The 14171-nt window shown below is 69.2% G+C and carries 12 protein-coding genes and 2 pseudogenes; 8 read left to right on the top strand and 6 right to left on the bottom strand.

Features of this window, described 5'->3' with window-relative positions; translation table 11 throughout:
- The first annotated feature begins 28 nt into the window (after positions 1-28).
- Positions 29-1159 (top strand): DUF5938 domain-containing protein, encoded by a 1131-nt coding sequence (locus tag VAR608DRAFT_RS10195; protein WP_088953966.1) that lies wholly within the window; start codon positions 29-31, stop codon positions 1157-1159.
- Between the two features lie 18 nt (positions 1160-1177).
- Entirely contained in the window at positions 1178-2728 is a 1551-nt protein-coding gene (locus tag VAR608DRAFT_RS10190; protein ID WP_088953965.1) for an acyl-CoA synthetase, read from the top strand.
- 3 nt (positions 2729-2731) lie between these two features.
- Here the strand turns inward: VAR608DRAFT_RS10190 and VAR608DRAFT_RS10185 are convergent, their stop codons facing one another.
- From VAR608DRAFT_RS10185 to VAR608DRAFT_RS38485, 4 genes and pseudogenes are all read right to left on the bottom strand, one after another.
- Complete coding sequence (locus VAR608DRAFT_RS10185; RefSeq protein WP_088953964.1) at positions 2732-2998, bottom strand: hypothetical protein; 267 nt, start codon at positions 2996-2998, stop codon at positions 2732-2734.
- A gap of 124 nt (positions 2999-3122) precedes the next feature.
- Positions 3123-4508, bottom strand: coding sequence for an FAD-containing oxidoreductase (locus VAR608DRAFT_RS10180; RefSeq protein ID WP_088953963.1), 1386 nt, complete (start codon positions 4506-4508; stop codon positions 3123-3125).
- A 38-nt stretch (positions 4509-4546) separates the two neighbouring features.
- Positions 4547-4744 (bottom strand): helix-turn-helix domain-containing protein, encoded by a 198-nt coding sequence (locus VAR608DRAFT_RS38490; RefSeq protein ID WP_443082945.1) that lies wholly within the window; start codon positions 4742-4744, stop codon positions 4547-4549.
- 92 nt (positions 4745-4836) lie between these two features.
- Positions 4837-5163: pseudogene (locus VAR608DRAFT_RS38485) on the bottom strand (AraC family transcriptional regulator ligand-binding domain-containing protein); the annotation flags it as partial.
- A 172-nt stretch (positions 5164-5335) separates the two neighbouring features.
- On the opposite strand from VAR608DRAFT_RS38485, the gene VAR608DRAFT_RS10170 reads away from it, so the two are divergent.
- The 6 genes from VAR608DRAFT_RS10170 to VAR608DRAFT_RS10145 all read left to right on the top strand — a co-directional run bounded on the left by VAR608DRAFT_RS10170 (position 5336) and on the right by VAR608DRAFT_RS10145 (position 12893).
- Positions 5336-6976 (top strand): AMP-binding protein, encoded by a 1641-nt coding sequence (locus VAR608DRAFT_RS10170; protein WP_088953962.1) that lies wholly within the window; start codon positions 5336-5338, stop codon positions 6974-6976.
- 111 nt (positions 6977-7087) lie between these two features.
- Positions 7088-7363 carry a YtcA family lipoprotein gene (locus tag VAR608DRAFT_RS10165; RefSeq protein ID WP_231973405.1) on the top strand — a complete coding sequence of 92 codons (276 nt, stop codon included), beginning with the start codon at positions 7088-7090 and terminating at the stop codon, positions 7361-7363.
- Complete coding sequence (gene mdtN, locus VAR608DRAFT_RS10160) at positions 7360-8403, top strand: multidrug transporter subunit MdtN (RefSeq protein WP_088953960.1); 1044 nt, start codon at positions 7360-7362, stop codon at positions 8401-8403. Before VAR608DRAFT_RS10165 ends, mdtN begins: the two co-directional genes overlap by 4 nt.
- On the top strand, positions 8384-10363 hold the full coding sequence (locus VAR608DRAFT_RS10155; protein ID WP_088953959.1) for an FUSC family protein: 1980 nt from the start codon (positions 8384-8386) through the stop codon (positions 10361-10363). The genes mdtN and VAR608DRAFT_RS10155 overlap by 20 nt, the downstream gene beginning before the upstream one ends.
- Positions 10350-11885 (top strand): TolC family protein, encoded by a 1536-nt coding sequence (locus tag VAR608DRAFT_RS10150; protein ID WP_088953958.1) that lies wholly within the window; start codon positions 10350-10352, stop codon positions 11883-11885. The genes VAR608DRAFT_RS10155 and VAR608DRAFT_RS10150 overlap by 14 nt, the downstream gene beginning before the upstream one ends.
- A 207-nt stretch (positions 11886-12092) precedes the next feature.
- Positions 12093-12893 (top strand): SDR family NAD(P)-dependent oxidoreductase, encoded by an 801-nt coding sequence (locus VAR608DRAFT_RS10145; RefSeq protein ID WP_088953957.1) that lies wholly within the window; start codon positions 12093-12095, stop codon positions 12891-12893.
- On the opposite strand, the pseudogene VAR608DRAFT_RS10140 reads toward VAR608DRAFT_RS10145, so the two are convergent.
- Positions 12881-13267: pseudogene (locus VAR608DRAFT_RS10140) on the bottom strand (AraC family transcriptional regulator); the annotation flags it as partial. The gene VAR608DRAFT_RS10145 and the pseudogene VAR608DRAFT_RS10140 overlap by 13 nt on opposite strands.
- A 142-nt stretch (positions 13268-13409) precedes the next feature.
- A complete protein-coding gene (locus VAR608DRAFT_RS10135) occupies positions 13410-14102 on the bottom strand; it encodes a gamma-glutamylcyclotransferase (RefSeq protein WP_231973402.1) in 693 nt (230 codons plus the stop codon).
- Positions 14103-14171 lie beyond the last annotated feature (69 nt).

Genomic DNA, 14171 nt, shown 5'->3' with positions numbered 1-14171 from the left:
AGCTCTTCCGCATCAACAGGAGACACGCATGAGCAGCAGCAAGAAACCCGTGGTCGTCTATGGCGCGTCCGGCTACACCGGACGGCTGGTGTGCGAATACCTGCGCGAATACGGCATCCCGTTCATCGCGGCCGGCCGCAACGCCGAGAAGCTCAACGATGCGATGAAGAGCCACGTGCCAGGCATCGAGACCGCAAGCTTCGAGGTGGCCGAGGTGCAGCACAGCACCGAGGCGCTGACCAGAGTCTTCAGCGGCGCGTCGGTGGTGCTGAATACCGTCGGTCCGTTCGCGAAGTTCGGGCCTGAGGTGGTGCAGGCCTGCCTCGCGGCGAAGTGCCACTACACCGACACGACCGGCGAGCAGGACTGGCTGATCACGCTCGAGCGCGAGTACGGCGCGCAGTTCGCGTCCGCGGGGCTGCTGCTCGCGCCGGGCCTCGCGCAGATGTACACCACCGGCGAGATCGCGGCCCAGCTGTGCCTCGAAGCGCCGGGGCTCGACACGCTCGACATCGCGGTGTTCTGGGGCGGCAGCCCGACGATCGCTTCGACCCAGACGATCCTCGTCAACGCCGCGACCTCGAAGGCCTACTACCTCGAGCAGAAGCAGTACGTCGAATGGCCCGCCGACGCGGGCCTGTACCAGGTCGCGATCCCGGGCCAGCACGAGCTCGCGCTGGCGCTGCCGTGGGGCGGCACCTCCCACCCGGTGTGGTTCAAGCGCGATCCGCGCGTCGCCAACGTGAAGGTGCTCGGCGGCGTGTTCAACCGGCCGCTGATGCTGGGGGTGCCGCAGATCGTCGCCGCCGCATTGAAGGCCACCGAGGGCATGAACGACGACGACCGCTACGCGGCGCTGGCGCAGACGGCTGCGAGCGTGATGAACACCATGCCGCCGCGCGAGAACCCGCGCCTGAACCGCTCGCTCGACTCGGTTTACGCCTCGGGGCCGATGGGCCGCGCGCATTGCGTGATCCACGGCCATTGCAACTACAAGCAGACCGGACTGCTGCAGGCCTATGGGGCGTACTCGCTGCTGCAGCAGCCGCCGCGGCGTGCCGGCTTCGCGTCGGGTTGCCAGGCTTTCGGCCACCGAGAACTGCTCGGTGCGCTGAAGACCTTCGGCCTGGTGATGGACCCGGTGTTGACCCGGTCCTGATCGCAGCGTGGTTGCGTCATGCGGCTGACCGACTATCTCGACAAGGGCGCGCAGCTCGGCGCCGATGCGCCCTGCCTGACCATGAACGGGCAGGACCTGAGCTATGCCCAGGTGCAGCGCTTCAGCCACCGGGTCGCGCGGGCCTTGCAGCGCTCGGGCATCGCGCCGGGCGACAAGGTCGCGGTGCTGTCGGGCAACGACGCGCATGCCTTCGCCTGCGTGTTCGGCATCTCGCGTGCCGGCGCCGTGTGGTGCCCGATCAATCCGCGCAACGAGGCGGCCGAGAACAGCTACGTACTCGATGCCTTCGACTGCGCGGCGCTGATCTTCCACAGCGCCTTCCTGCCGATGGTCGAGCAGATGCGCTCGCAGCTGCCCAAGCTGAAGACGCTGGTCTGCCTGGACCGCGCGTGCGCGATCGCTCCCGCGTGCGCCGACTGGCTCGAAGGCGTCCCCGACGAGCCCGTGCAGATCGAGCCGCCCGACGACGTCGCGATGATCGCCGGCACCGGCGGCACCACCGGCCGTCCCAAGGGCGTCATGCTGACCGGCCGCAATCTGGAGACGATGTCGGCACTGACGCTGATGGGCTATCCCTTCATCGGCCGGCCGGTCTATCTCGCGCTCGCGCCGCTGACGCATGCGGCCGGCGTGCTGTGCCTGCCGGTGATGACGCTCGGCGGGCGCATCGTGATCCTGCCCAAGCCCGACATCGGCGATTTCCTCGCGGCGATCGAGCACCACGAGGTCACGCACACCTTCCTGCCGCCGACGCTGATCTACATGCTGCTCGCGCACGAAAAGCTGGCGGCGACGAAGCTCGATTCCCTCCAGTGCTTCTGGTATGGCGCGGCGCCGATCTCGGCCGCGCGGCTCGAAGAGGCGCTCACCAGGATCGGACCGGTGATGGCGCAGCTCTTCGGCCAGACCGAGGCGCCGATGATGATCTCGATGATGCATCCGCGCGATCACTTCAAGGCCGACGGATCGGTCGCGCGCGAGCGCCTCTCGTCGGCGGGCCGGCCGGGCCCCCTGGTGCAGGTGGCGATGATGGACGCCGACGGCCGCCTGCTGCCGCGCGGCGACACCGGCGAGATCGTGGTGCGCAGCTCGCTCGTGATGGCCGGCTACTACAAGGACCCCGAGGCCACCGCCGAAGCCTCGCGCCACGGATGGCACCACACCGGCGACATCGGCTACCTCGATGCCGACAACTTCCTCCACATCGTCGACCGCGCCAAGGACATGATCATCAGCGGCGGCTTCAACGTCTATTCGGTCGAGGTCGAGCAGGCGCTGATGCAGCACCCCGACGTGCAGGACAGCGCGGTGGTCGGCCTGCCCGACGACAAGTGGGGCGAGCGCGTGGTCGCGGTGCTCCAGTTGCGCGCGGGCAAGAGCGTCGATCCCGCGCAGATCCAGGCGTTCGTCAAGACGCGCATCGGCAGCGTGAAGGCGCCCAAGCAGGTCGAGATCTGGCCCGACCTGCCGCGCTCGAAGGTCGGCAAGGTGCTGAAGAAGGAGGTGCGCAGCGCGCTGCTCGACAAGCGCAGCGGCGCGGCGCAATGAGCCTCAGGCGCCGGCGTGTTCCTCGCCGAGCGCGCGCGCCTGCAGGGAGATGTCGATCAGCTTCAGCTTGCTGGCGTAGTAGTGATCGAGCCGCCATTCCTCGAGGATGGACAGCGCCAGCTCGAAGGTCTCGTAGTCGAGCTTGTAGAGGCATGTGACATCGAACGAGGTCTCGCTCTGCAGGGCCAGGACCAGACGGACGAGCGCACGCGATGATTCGCTCTGCGGGTCGCGCTCGATCCGCTGTCGTGCAATCTTGATGGCATTCATCGAGCATCTCCTGGTTGAACCTGTAGCGCAAAAGCATAAGGACCCGGGGCCCGCGTGCCAACGCCCGGCCGTCGGTTCCTTGATCTGGGGCAATCCCGGGCCCAGGTTGCCCCCGTCCGCCGCCTCAAAGCGGCTTGAGCCGCTGCAGCATCGTCGGGATCAGCTCGCTGACGGTGGGATGGATCGGCACGCTCGCCGCGATGCTGCGCACGTCGGCCCCGGCGCTCGTGATCGCGATCAGCGAGTGGATCACCTCGTCGGCCTCGATGCAGACCAGGGTGGCGCCGATGAGCCGCATCGAATCGGCATCGACGAGCACCTTCATGAAGCCGCGCGTCTCGGAGCGCTCGCGCGCGCGGCCCACGTTCTTCATGGGCATGAGCCCGACGAGCACACGCCCGCCGCGTTCGCGTGCCTGCTGCTCCGAATCGCCGATCCGCGCAAGTGGCGGGTCGACGTAGAGTGCGTAGCGCGCCACGCGCTCGTCGACGCTGCGCGCCTCGCCATCGAGCAGGTTCGCGGCCACGATCTCGTGGTCGTTCCACGAGGTGTGCGTGAACGCGCCGCGGCCGTTCACGTCGCCCAGCGCCCAGATGCCGGGGACGCTGGTGCGCAACTGGCTGTCGACGCGGATGAAGCCGCGCGCGTCCAGCGCGACGCCTGCGAGGTCGAGCCCGAGGTCCTCGGTGTTGGGTTGCCGGCCGACGGCCACGAGGACGTGCGTCGCGGCGCGGCGCTCGCGAAGCGGTCCGCACGCGAAGCCCACCACCACCGGCTCGTCCTGGTCCCCCGCCTCGAGGCCGAAGCAGCCCGAGCCGAGCTCGAACCGGACGCCTTCGTCTTCGAGCGCCGCGCGGACTTCCGCCGCGGCCTCCGGATCTTCGCGCGGGAGCAGGCGATCGGCCATTTCGAACACGGTCACCCGGCTGCCCAGGCGCCGGAAGATCTGCGCGAACTCGAGGCCGATCGCGCCGCCGCCCACGATCGCGAGATGGGGCGGCAGCGCCTCCAGCGCGAGCAGCGTTTCGCTGGTGAGGAAGGGAACGGCCGAATTGCGCGCCCAGTCCGGCACCACCGGGCGGCAGCCGACGTTGAGGAAGATCTTCGGCGCCTCGAGCACGCGCTCGCCCACCACGAGGGTGTCGGGCGCGGTGAAGCGTGCATGGCCCGAGACGAGCTCGAGTCCTGCGGTCTGCGTCAGCCACTTTTCAAGGCCGAGCGTCGACTGCCCGACGACGCCGCGCATGCGGGCCATCACGCGTGCGAAATCGATGGCGACTTCGCCGCCGATGGCCACGCCGAAATCCGCCGCCCTGCGCGCCAGCGCGGCGACACGCGCACTGGCGACCAGCGTCTTGGTCGGCGTACAGCCGGTGTTGACGCAGGTGCCGCCCAGGCGGTCGCGCTCGATGAGCGCGGTCCGATGGCCGGCCTGCGCGAGCCGCACGGCCAGTGCGGGCCCCGCCTGGCCGGCCCCGACGACCAGCGCATCCCAATGTTCGGGGGTCATATGCTCTCCTTCGTGTTCAGCGGGGCCGGGTGCGGCACTCAGCCGATCGCGCGCCGCTCGGCGCTTTCCCGCCCGACGCGACTGCGGTAGCTGCCCGGCGAGGTGTTGAACCACCGCTTGCACGCGCGATGGAAGATGCTCTGGTCCGAGAAGCCGAGCAAGTAGGTGGCCTGGACGAGCGAGACCTCCGGTTGCCGCAGATAGCGCTGCGCGAGTTCACGGCGCGTGCCGTCCAGCAGTTGCTGGAAGGAGGTGCCCTCTTCCTGCAGGCGCCGCTGCAGGGTGCGAGCGGTGGCGGCACGGGGTGCTCGCCGTCGAAGAGCTCGAAGGCCAGGCGCCAGCCCGCCGGGACCTCTTCCAGCCGCACATCGCCGGCCTCGGTGACGATGCGCAGGTAGCGCGCGAGCCGCTCCAGGCCGGCGAGCAGGTTGGGGCAGGACATCATCGCGTAGCCCAGCACCTCGAAGCTCGCGAGCTGGGCCATGCACGGCGCGGTCAGCGCAATGTGGGGATTGCCGGAGCGCTCGGCGGCGAGCTCCCACAGATGGTTGAGCTTCTCGGTCTCGACGCGCGCGTCGGAGCGGCCCAGCAGCGCGGGATCGATCGCCAAAGCCTCGAACAGGGCGCGCGGGTCCAGCCCCTGCGACTCGAGCATGCTGGCGATGCCGCCGACCCATGCAGCGGACGTGGTGCGCTTGCTGCCGTTCATCGTTGTCTCCAAGGAAGCGATCCGGATTGTGCTGCAAAGCCAAAAAACTGGCCGCGACGGTCACTGACGCCCGAGGGGCCTCTTCCTACGATGGACGCCCTTTCAAGGACTGCCCACCATGCCTCCCCGCCCCTGGCTCGCCAGCTATGCCGGCTTCGGAATCCCGGCCGACATCGACCTCTGTCCCCATCCTTCGGTGGTGCACATGCTCGACGGCGCGATGACGCGCCATGCCGCCCGGCCGGCCTTCCGCGCCCTCGGCCAGACGCTGAGCTATGCCGACGTCGACCACGGGTCGGCCGCGTTCGCCGCCTGGCTGCAGCATGCGCTCGGCGTGCGCAAGGGCGATCGCATCGCGGTGATGGCGCCCAACCTGCCGGGCTTCGCGATCGCCTTCCTGGGCATCGCACGCGCCGGCGCGGTGCAGGTCAACGTGAACCCGCAGTACACGCCGCGCGAGCTCGAGCACCAGCTCAACGATTCGGGCAGCGAGACCATCGTGATCTTCAACGGCGCCACGCCCACGCTGGCCGAGGTGCTGCATGGCACGCGCATCCGCACGGTCATCACGATGGCGCCGGGCGACGGCTGCGGCGTCGAGCTGCCGGGGCCGGCAGTGGACGAGCGGCTGGCCGGCAGCTTCTCCTTCGCGGAGGTGCTCTGCCGTGGCGCCGCGATGCAGCGCCAGCCGGTGGCGCTGTCGCCGTCGGACCCGCTCTTCCTGCAATACACCGGCGGCACCACCGGCCTGTCGAAGGGCGCGTGCCTGTCGCACGGCAACCTGGTGGCGAACACCGCGCAGTTCCGGGCCTTCCTGCCCGACGCGATGCGGCCCGGCGAGGAGGTCATCGTCACCGCGATCCCGCTCTATCACATCTTCGCGCTGATGGTGAACTTCATCACCTACTTCTCCATCGGCGCGGAGAACTGGCTGGTGCCGGATCCGCGCGACATGGACGGCTTCGTCGACGTGCTGAAGGCCGCCCGGCCCACGGTGTTCATGGGCGTGAACACGCTCTATGCCGGACTCACGATGCATCCGCGCCTCGGCGAGGTGGACTTCTCGCGCCTGAAGCTGGCCGGCGGCGGCGGCGCGGCAGTGCTCGCCGCGACCTCGGCGAAGTGGGAAGCCATCACGGGCACCTTCATCCGCGAGGGCTACGGGCTGTCGGAGACCAGCCCGGTGCTGTCCTTCAATCCCGGCGGCATCGATGCCTTCTCGGGCACGACCGGCCTGCCGCTGCCGGGCACCGACATCAAGCTGCTCGACGCGGACGGCGCGGAGGCGGCACCCGGCGAGCCCGGCGAGGTCTGCGCCAAGGGACCGCAGGTGATGGCCGGCTACTGGAACCAGCCCTCGGCCAACGCCGAGGCATTCACCGAGGACGGCTACTTCCGCACCGGCGACGTCGGCGTGTTCGACGAGCGCGGCTTCCTGCGCATCGTGGACCGCAAGAAGGACATGGTGATCGTCTCGGGCTTCAACGTGTTCCCGAACGAGATCGAGGCCGTCGTCGCCGCCTGCCCCGGCGTGGCCGAATGCGCCTGCATCGGCGTGCCCGATGCGAAGACCGGCGAGGCGCTGCGGCTCTTCGTGGTCCAGGCGCCCGGTGCCGCGTTGACCGAGCAGGACCTCATCGCGCACTGCCGCGCGCACCTCACGCGCTACAAGGTGCCGAGGCTCGTGACCTTCGCCGAGCGCCTGCCCAAGAGCACGGTCGGCAAGGTGCTGCGCCGCGAACTGCACCACATGGCTTGAAGAGGCGGGCTTGGCTTTCGCCTGCTCCTTTGGGAAGATATGTCGGCCGTACTCGGCAGCCCGTCCCCGATGCACGAGCGCCGAGCATCGTTCCATGAAATGGGGAGGTTCATGCTTCAGGCACGTATTGCTGCCGGTCTCGCGCTGATGTTCCTGGCCCTGCCCGGCCTGTCCGGCTGCGCCGGCGCACCGTCGATCCCGCTGGCCGGCGCGTACTTTCCCGCGTGGCTGCTCTGCGCATTGGTCGGCGTGCTGGGTGCGGCGCTTGCGCGCGCCCTCTTCGTCATGAGCGGCGTCGCGCAATTGCTGCCGCTGCAGCTCTTCGTGTGCACGGCCATCGGCGTCGCTGTCGCGGCGCTGCTCTGGTGGGTCTGGGTGGGCCTGTGACGAGGAACGCCAGCCGGTCGGCATGGGGGCGGCGCCTGGCGCTTTCGCTGGCCATCATTGCGGTCTGCATCGTGGTGGCGGTCGGTGTCAATGTGGCGAGCCGGCCTTCGACCGATGACGCGACCATCGATGCCGACATCGTCCACGTGGCGGCGGCGGTGGGCGGCCGCATCATCGAGCTGCCGGTGCGCGAGAACCAGCAGGTGCACAAGGGCGACCTGCTGTTCCAGATCGATCCCCTGCCCTACAAGCTGGCCGTCGCGCAGGCGCTCGCCAATGTCGACGTGGCACGCGCGGCGCTCGATTCGCAGCGGCGCGTCGTCTCCACGCAGCGCTCGGCGGCCGCGACCGCGGCCGACCAGACACGCCGCGCCACCACCAACCTGGGCCTGACCGAGCGCACCGAGGAGCGGCTGCGTCCGCTGGTCCAGAAGGGCTATGTGCCGCAGCAGCAGCTCGATCAGGCACAGACCGCGCGCCAGGACGCCGCCACGTCGCTGCGGCAGGCCCGGGAGCAGGCACTGGCCGCGGAACGGGCAGTCGCCGACGATGCGGGCGGCGTTGCCGCGGTGGCGGCGGCCGATGCCGCGCTCGCCATCGCCAGGCGCGCGCTGGACGACACCACCGTGCGCGCACCGCACGACGGACGCGTCGTCGGGCTCACGGTGTCGGCGGGCGAAATGGTCGTGCCGTCGCAGTCGCTGTTCACGCTCATCAACACCGAGGAATGGTTTGCCATTGCCAACCTGCGCGAGACCGACCTGCACCAGGTGCAGGAAGGCCAGTGTGTGACCGTCTATTCGATGGTCGATCGCCGCCAGCCGATCCGGGGGGTGGTGGACGGCATCGGCTGGGGCGTGCTGGCCGACGACCGCGTCAACCTGCCGCGCTCGCTGCCCTACGTGCAGAGTTCGCTGAACTGGGTGCGGGTGGCACGGCGGTTTCCGGTGCGGGTGCGGCTCGAGGAACCGCCGCCGGCGCTCACGCGTGTCGGCGCCAGTGCGGTGGTCGAGGTGGGGCATGGCGCCGCCTGCCGCTGACACGACCTCATCCGCCGCGACGGATTGGCTGCACCTGCTGGCGCCGGAACCGGGCCGGCTCGAATTCGCGGCCCGCCTCGCGCTGGTCTGCACGCTGACCGTGATGGTCACGGTGCTCTACGGCACGCCCGAACCGGCACTCACGGCCTACGTGGCCTTCTTCCTGGTCAAGCGCGATCGCGCGAGCAGCCTGCTCCTCTGCGTCGCCGCCGCACTGCTGATCACGCTGCTGATCGGCTTCGTGTTCGTTGTCGCCAATGCCACGCTGGAGCGGCCGCCCTGGCGGGTCGCGAGCATGACCGTCATCGCCTTCGGGCTGCTGTTTCTGGTCTCGGCCAGCAAGCTCGGTGCGGGCGGTGGGATCTTCGCGCTGATCGTGGCCTACGCGCTGGATGTGCTCGGCCGCGTGCCGTTCGGCGAACTCGCGACGCGCGGGCTGCTGTATGCCTGGCTGTTCGTCGGCATCCCGGCCGCTGTGGGTGCGGTGGTGGCGCTGCTGATCGCGCCCTCGCCGCGTCAACTGGTGCAGCGCGCGCTGGCACATCGGCTGCGGCTGGTGTCGGCGATGCTGCGCGGCGGCGATGCGCAGGCCGCGCACGCCTTCGCCGACCACGTGCGTGAAGGCGACGGCGAAGTCCGGACCTGGCTGAAGCTCGCGGGCGCCGAGCGCACTTCGCCGGCATCGGAGATGGCCGGGCTGCGGCAGGCGGCCGGCAGCACCGCCGCGCTGATGTCGCTCACGGCCTTCGCCTTGCAGACCCCGCAGGCGCAGCCGCCGCTGGAGGCGCGCGAGGCGATCGCGCGCTCGGTCGACGCGAGGGCGCAGGAGATCACCGGGGGCCGCCTTTTCGCTCCCGGGCCCGCCGCGGCGGACCTCGCGAACACCTTGCCTGCGGCCACGCTGGCCGCGCGCGTGCAGCGCGCCTTCGAAGCCCTGCTGGCCCGCTTCACCCGACCCGCGCAGCAGGTCGCACCCGCTGCGCAGCCGGAACGCGGCGGCTTCCTGCGGCCCGATGCCTTCACCAACACCGACCACGTCCGCTTCGCGCTCAAGACCACCGGCGCGGCGATGTTCTGCTATCTGCTCTATTCGCTGCTGAACTGGCCGACCATCCACACCTGCTTCATCACCGTCTTCATCGTGTCGCTCGGCACGGTCGCCGAGAGCGTGGAGAAGCTCAGCCTGCGCATCGCCGGCGCCCTCGTGGGTGCGGTGCTCGGGCTGGTCACGCTGCTCTACGTCGTGCCCTCGCTCACTTCGATCGGCGGGCTGATGGCGGCGGTGTTCGCGGGCACGCTGCTTGCGGCCTGGGTCGCGGCCGGCAGTCCGCGCATTGCCTATGCGGGCTTCCAGATCGGCTTCGCGTTCCTGCTGTGCGCGGTGCAGGGCCCCGGCCCGTCGTTCGACATGCTGACCATCCGCGATCGCATCATCGGCATCCTGATCGGCAACCTGGTGGCCTACGTCGTGTCTGCCCATTTCTGGCCGCTCGGCGTGGCGCAGCGCATCGAATCGGGCATCGCGGGCCTTCTCGAGCGCATGGCTGCAGAGACGCGCGGCGGTGCACGGCCGACCGAGGCCGCCGGCGAATGGCTCGGCCGCCTGGGCGCGATCGAGTCCGATCTCGACATCGCGCGCTACGAGCCGGATTCGGTCCGGCCCGCCGACGAATGGCTGGCGCATCGCCGAGGCGTCGTGCGGCAGCTCGGTGCACTGCAGGAGCCGCTGGCATTGCTGGCGAGCGAGAGTGAGCTCTGCGCCTTCCAGCCGCGGCTGGACCGCATCGCGGGCGCACCCGTCGATGCGCCGGAGGCATCGCCGATGCCGGACATGCACGATCCGCTCGCGGCGCTGGTGGACCAGCGGCTTCATGACCTGGAAACTGCGCTTGCGGCGTCGGAGCCGAGCGATACGGCACGCGTCGAGACTTCGCCGGAGAGGCCTCATGCGGCGGCGTAGCGCGTCGATGCACCTCGCAGCGGCTTGCCTGCTGGCCGCCTGCGCCGCGCCGCCGGCCGATCTCGCGCCGCCTTCGCCCGACCGGCCGTGGCGTCCCTCGGTCGATGCGGCCGGGAACATCCGGCCCGCCAGGACGGCCGGCGAATCGGGCGGCGCGGCGGTGTCGCATGTGCTGCCGCCCAACCCGGCGCTGGGCGTCCTGCCGCCGGCGCCGCCGACCATCGATGCGGACCATGCCTACACGCTGCCCGAACTCATCGACATCGCGCAGTCCAACAGCCCGCAGACGCGCGTCGCCTGGGCCACCGCGCGCGCGGCCGCTTCGGCGGTGGGCATCGCGCGGGCGGCCTACCTGCCGCATCTGTCGGCCAGCGCGATCGGCGGCTACCAGCGCTTCAATTCGCAGAACTCGACGCTCGGCATCGGCGTGAACAACAACCTGTCCGGCAGCGGTGCGGTGGGTGCGCTGGCGCTGCAATGGCTGCTCTTCGATTTCGGCGAGCGCGATGCGGTGGTCGAGGCGACCGAGCAGCTCTCGTCGGCGTCGAACATCGTTTTCACCTTCGCGCACCAGCGCGTGATCCACGACGTGAGCCTGGCGTTCTATGCGCATGCCGCCGCGCGCACGCATGTCGACGACGCGGAGAAGGCGCTGGTCAACGCGCGCGAGATCGAGGCCGCCGCGCAGGACCGCTACAAGCATGGCGTCGGCACCGTCATCGACGTCGCGCAGACGCACCAGGCGACCGCGCAGGCGCAACTCGCGCGCGTGCAAGCGCAGGGCGCGGCGCAGACCACCTACGTGGCGCTGCTCTCGGCCATGGGCATCTCACCGCTCACGCGGCTCCAGGTGGCGGATGTATCGGGCCGCAAGCTCTCCGCGTCGATGGCAGAGCCGGTCGAGAAGATCGTGTCCGAAGCCCTCGCGCGCCGGCCCGACATGCTGGCCGCGTATGCGGCGCAGAAGGCGAGCATGGCCAAGGCGGCCGCGGCCGAGGCGGCCTTCAAGCCCAAGGTCTTCGCCTCGGCCGTCGGCACCTACGGCACGGGCCGGCTGGGCGTGACGGCGCTCCCGTCGTTCGACCAGCAGTCGATCACCAACAACGTGACCAGCCGCGGAGCGGGCGGATCGCTGCTGTTCGGCGTCTCGGTTCCGCTCTACGACGGCGGCCTGCGCAACTCGGCCCGCGAACAGGCCCGCGCCGACGTGGACAAGGCGATGGCGGTGCTGGACAAGACGCGCTCGGACGCGGTCCTGCAGATCGTGCAGGCACAGGATGCGCTGCAGACCAGCCTCGCCGCCTTCGAGGCGGCGACCGCGCTGGACGCCGCAGCGCGCATCACCTTCGATGCACGCCTGGATGCCTACCGCCACGGCGTCGGCACGGTCACGGAAGTTGCCCTCGCCGACACGCAATGGCTGCTGGCCCGCAATGCGGCGGCCGATGCGTACAGCCACGCGCTCTCGGCGGCGGCGACGCTGGCCTTCGCGACCGGTTCGCTCGGTGCGGCGCTGCCCTAGATTGGCCGCAGCGAAGAAGGCGGCGCCACGGACTTATTGCTGTCGCTGGAAAAGGGCGCGGATTTTTGCAGTCTGCGCAATGCGCCACTCCTGAATGGGTGGTTTTTCTTCCTGGTCCCGCGGCACAAACTTCATCGCACAGGGCAGCCATCCATCGCGCTGCCCTGAATGGCCAGAGTCCTGTCAACCCCTTTCCGAGGAATTCACATGAACCCGAACCACAACGCCAAGACCGTCGCCCTCGTGACCGGTGCGTCCAGCGGCATCGGCGCGATCTACGCCGACAGGCTGGCCCGACGCGGCCACGACCTCATCCTGGTGGCGCGCAGCGCGGACAAGCTCAGGACGCTGGCGGCGAAACTGCACGCCGACACCGGCCGCAGGATCGAAGTGCTTGCTGCAGACCTGACGCGCAAGGAAGACGTGCTGCGCGTCGAGCAGGTGCTGCGGTCCGACGACCGGATCGGCATCCTCGTGAACAACGCCGGCATCGGCGCCACGAGCACGCTCGTCGAGTCCGACGCCGATCGCCTGGAGGAAATGATCCAGCTCAATGTGACGGCGCTGACGCGCCTGACCCGAGCGGCCGCGCCCGGCATGATTCGCCGTGGCACGGGCGCCATCATCAACATCGCCTCGATCGTTGCGCTGACGCCGGAACTACTCAACGGAACCTACGGCGGCAGCAAGGCTTTCGTGCTTGCCTTCACCCAATCGCTGGCACACGAACTCGGCCCGCATGGGATCCAGGTTCAGGCCGTCCTGCCCGGCGCCACGCGCACCGATTTCTGGGAGATCGCAGGCACGCCGGTCGATGCACTGCCGGAGCAGATCGTCATGAGTGCCGAGGACCTGGTCGACGCGTCGCTGGTCGGCTTCGATCGGAAGGAACTGGTTTCCATCCCCGCGCTGCCGGATGTCGGCGACTGGGAGCGCTTCGAAGCCGCACGCCAGGTCCTCGCACCCAATCTCTCGCACGCCAGCGCGGCGCAGCGCTATCGCGTCTGAACCTCTTGCAGGAAGTATTCGTCCTTCTCTCCCACAGGAGCGACGTAGTGCATCGCGCTTTTGGCCGCCTCGATGCCCTCCAGCCGGGCAATCATCCACGCGGCCAGATACTGCGACGCCAGGCAGCCGCCCGCGGTCGCGACATTGCCTTTGGCGACGAACGGCTGGTTCAGGACACAGACGCCGGCCTCCTCGACCCACGGCTTCGTGATCAGATCCGTGCAGGCGGGCACGCCGTCGAGCAGCCCCAGCTTGGCCAGGATGAGCGTGCCGGAGCATTGCGCACCGAGCAGTTGCCGGGACGGGTCGAGCCGCAGTCGGGCCATCAGCGCCGGGTCGGCGACAACTTCGCGCGTCTGCCTGCCACTGCCGACAGCGCGGCAAAAATATAGTTTCCCCCTGCCCATTCGGTGAGCATCGCAAGGAAAGCCAATCAGGAAGCGGCTCCGGCGAGATACGCATCGAGTTATCCACAGAGTCATGCACCGGCGAAGGGGAAAACCGGGGCTTGACGGCTCAAGAAGAAGCTCGAACATGCCCGACCACTTCATGGAGGCGCTCCATCGCCGCGTCGCGGATACCGAGTTCCCTGAGCTTGCGCACGGTCGCATCGAAGTATTCACTACAGGTTCCGAGCACGCCGCGTCCGCAGTTGATGAGGCGTGCGGTCTCCTGCAGCGACAGCTTTCCGACATAGCGCTCATGCCGTCGATCGACGACGAAGACCAGCGCCGGCACGGGCGCCGAGTCGACCCACGCGGTCACCCAGCGTGCCTCGTAGGTGCCCCAGGTCATCTCGCGGCGCCACAGGATGGCCGCCTCTTGGCTGACCTTCGATGCGGGAATGCGCAACAGCACGCCGTTGCAGGAGCCTCCCTTGTCGAGCGCGAGCATCAGGCCCGGGCATTCGGGCGTACCACGGCCGACGAAATTGCGGATGCAGAAGCTGCGATGCCAGCCATGGATGCGCGCCTTGAATTGGCCGTCGTGCTCCAGCGCAGGGTTCCACATCAACGAGCCGTAGGCAAAGACATGAAGCGGATCGCCGGTACGGTGACTGCTCAGGATTCGTTCCCGCGTTCCCTCGAATTCCGCGTGGGTACGCATCCTGAAGCCGGCGGGAGCGCTTGCCCGGGCGTTCGCGAGAAAGTCGGCATGCGACAGCCGCTCGCGCATTCCGAGCGCAGCCGGGTCCAGTTCAATTGGCATCCCATGAATCTACGAAACGGCGCGACAGACAGACACCTCCGCCGAAGCAATAGGCCATTGCGAAACGCG

This window comes from Variovorax sp. HW608, from assembly GCF_900090195.1.
Taxonomy (GTDB): Bacteria; Pseudomonadota; Gammaproteobacteria; order Burkholderiales; family Burkholderiaceae_C; genus Variovorax.
Note: the sequence above shows the minus strand (reverse complement) of the source record. Positions and strands in the feature narration are given on the sequence as shown.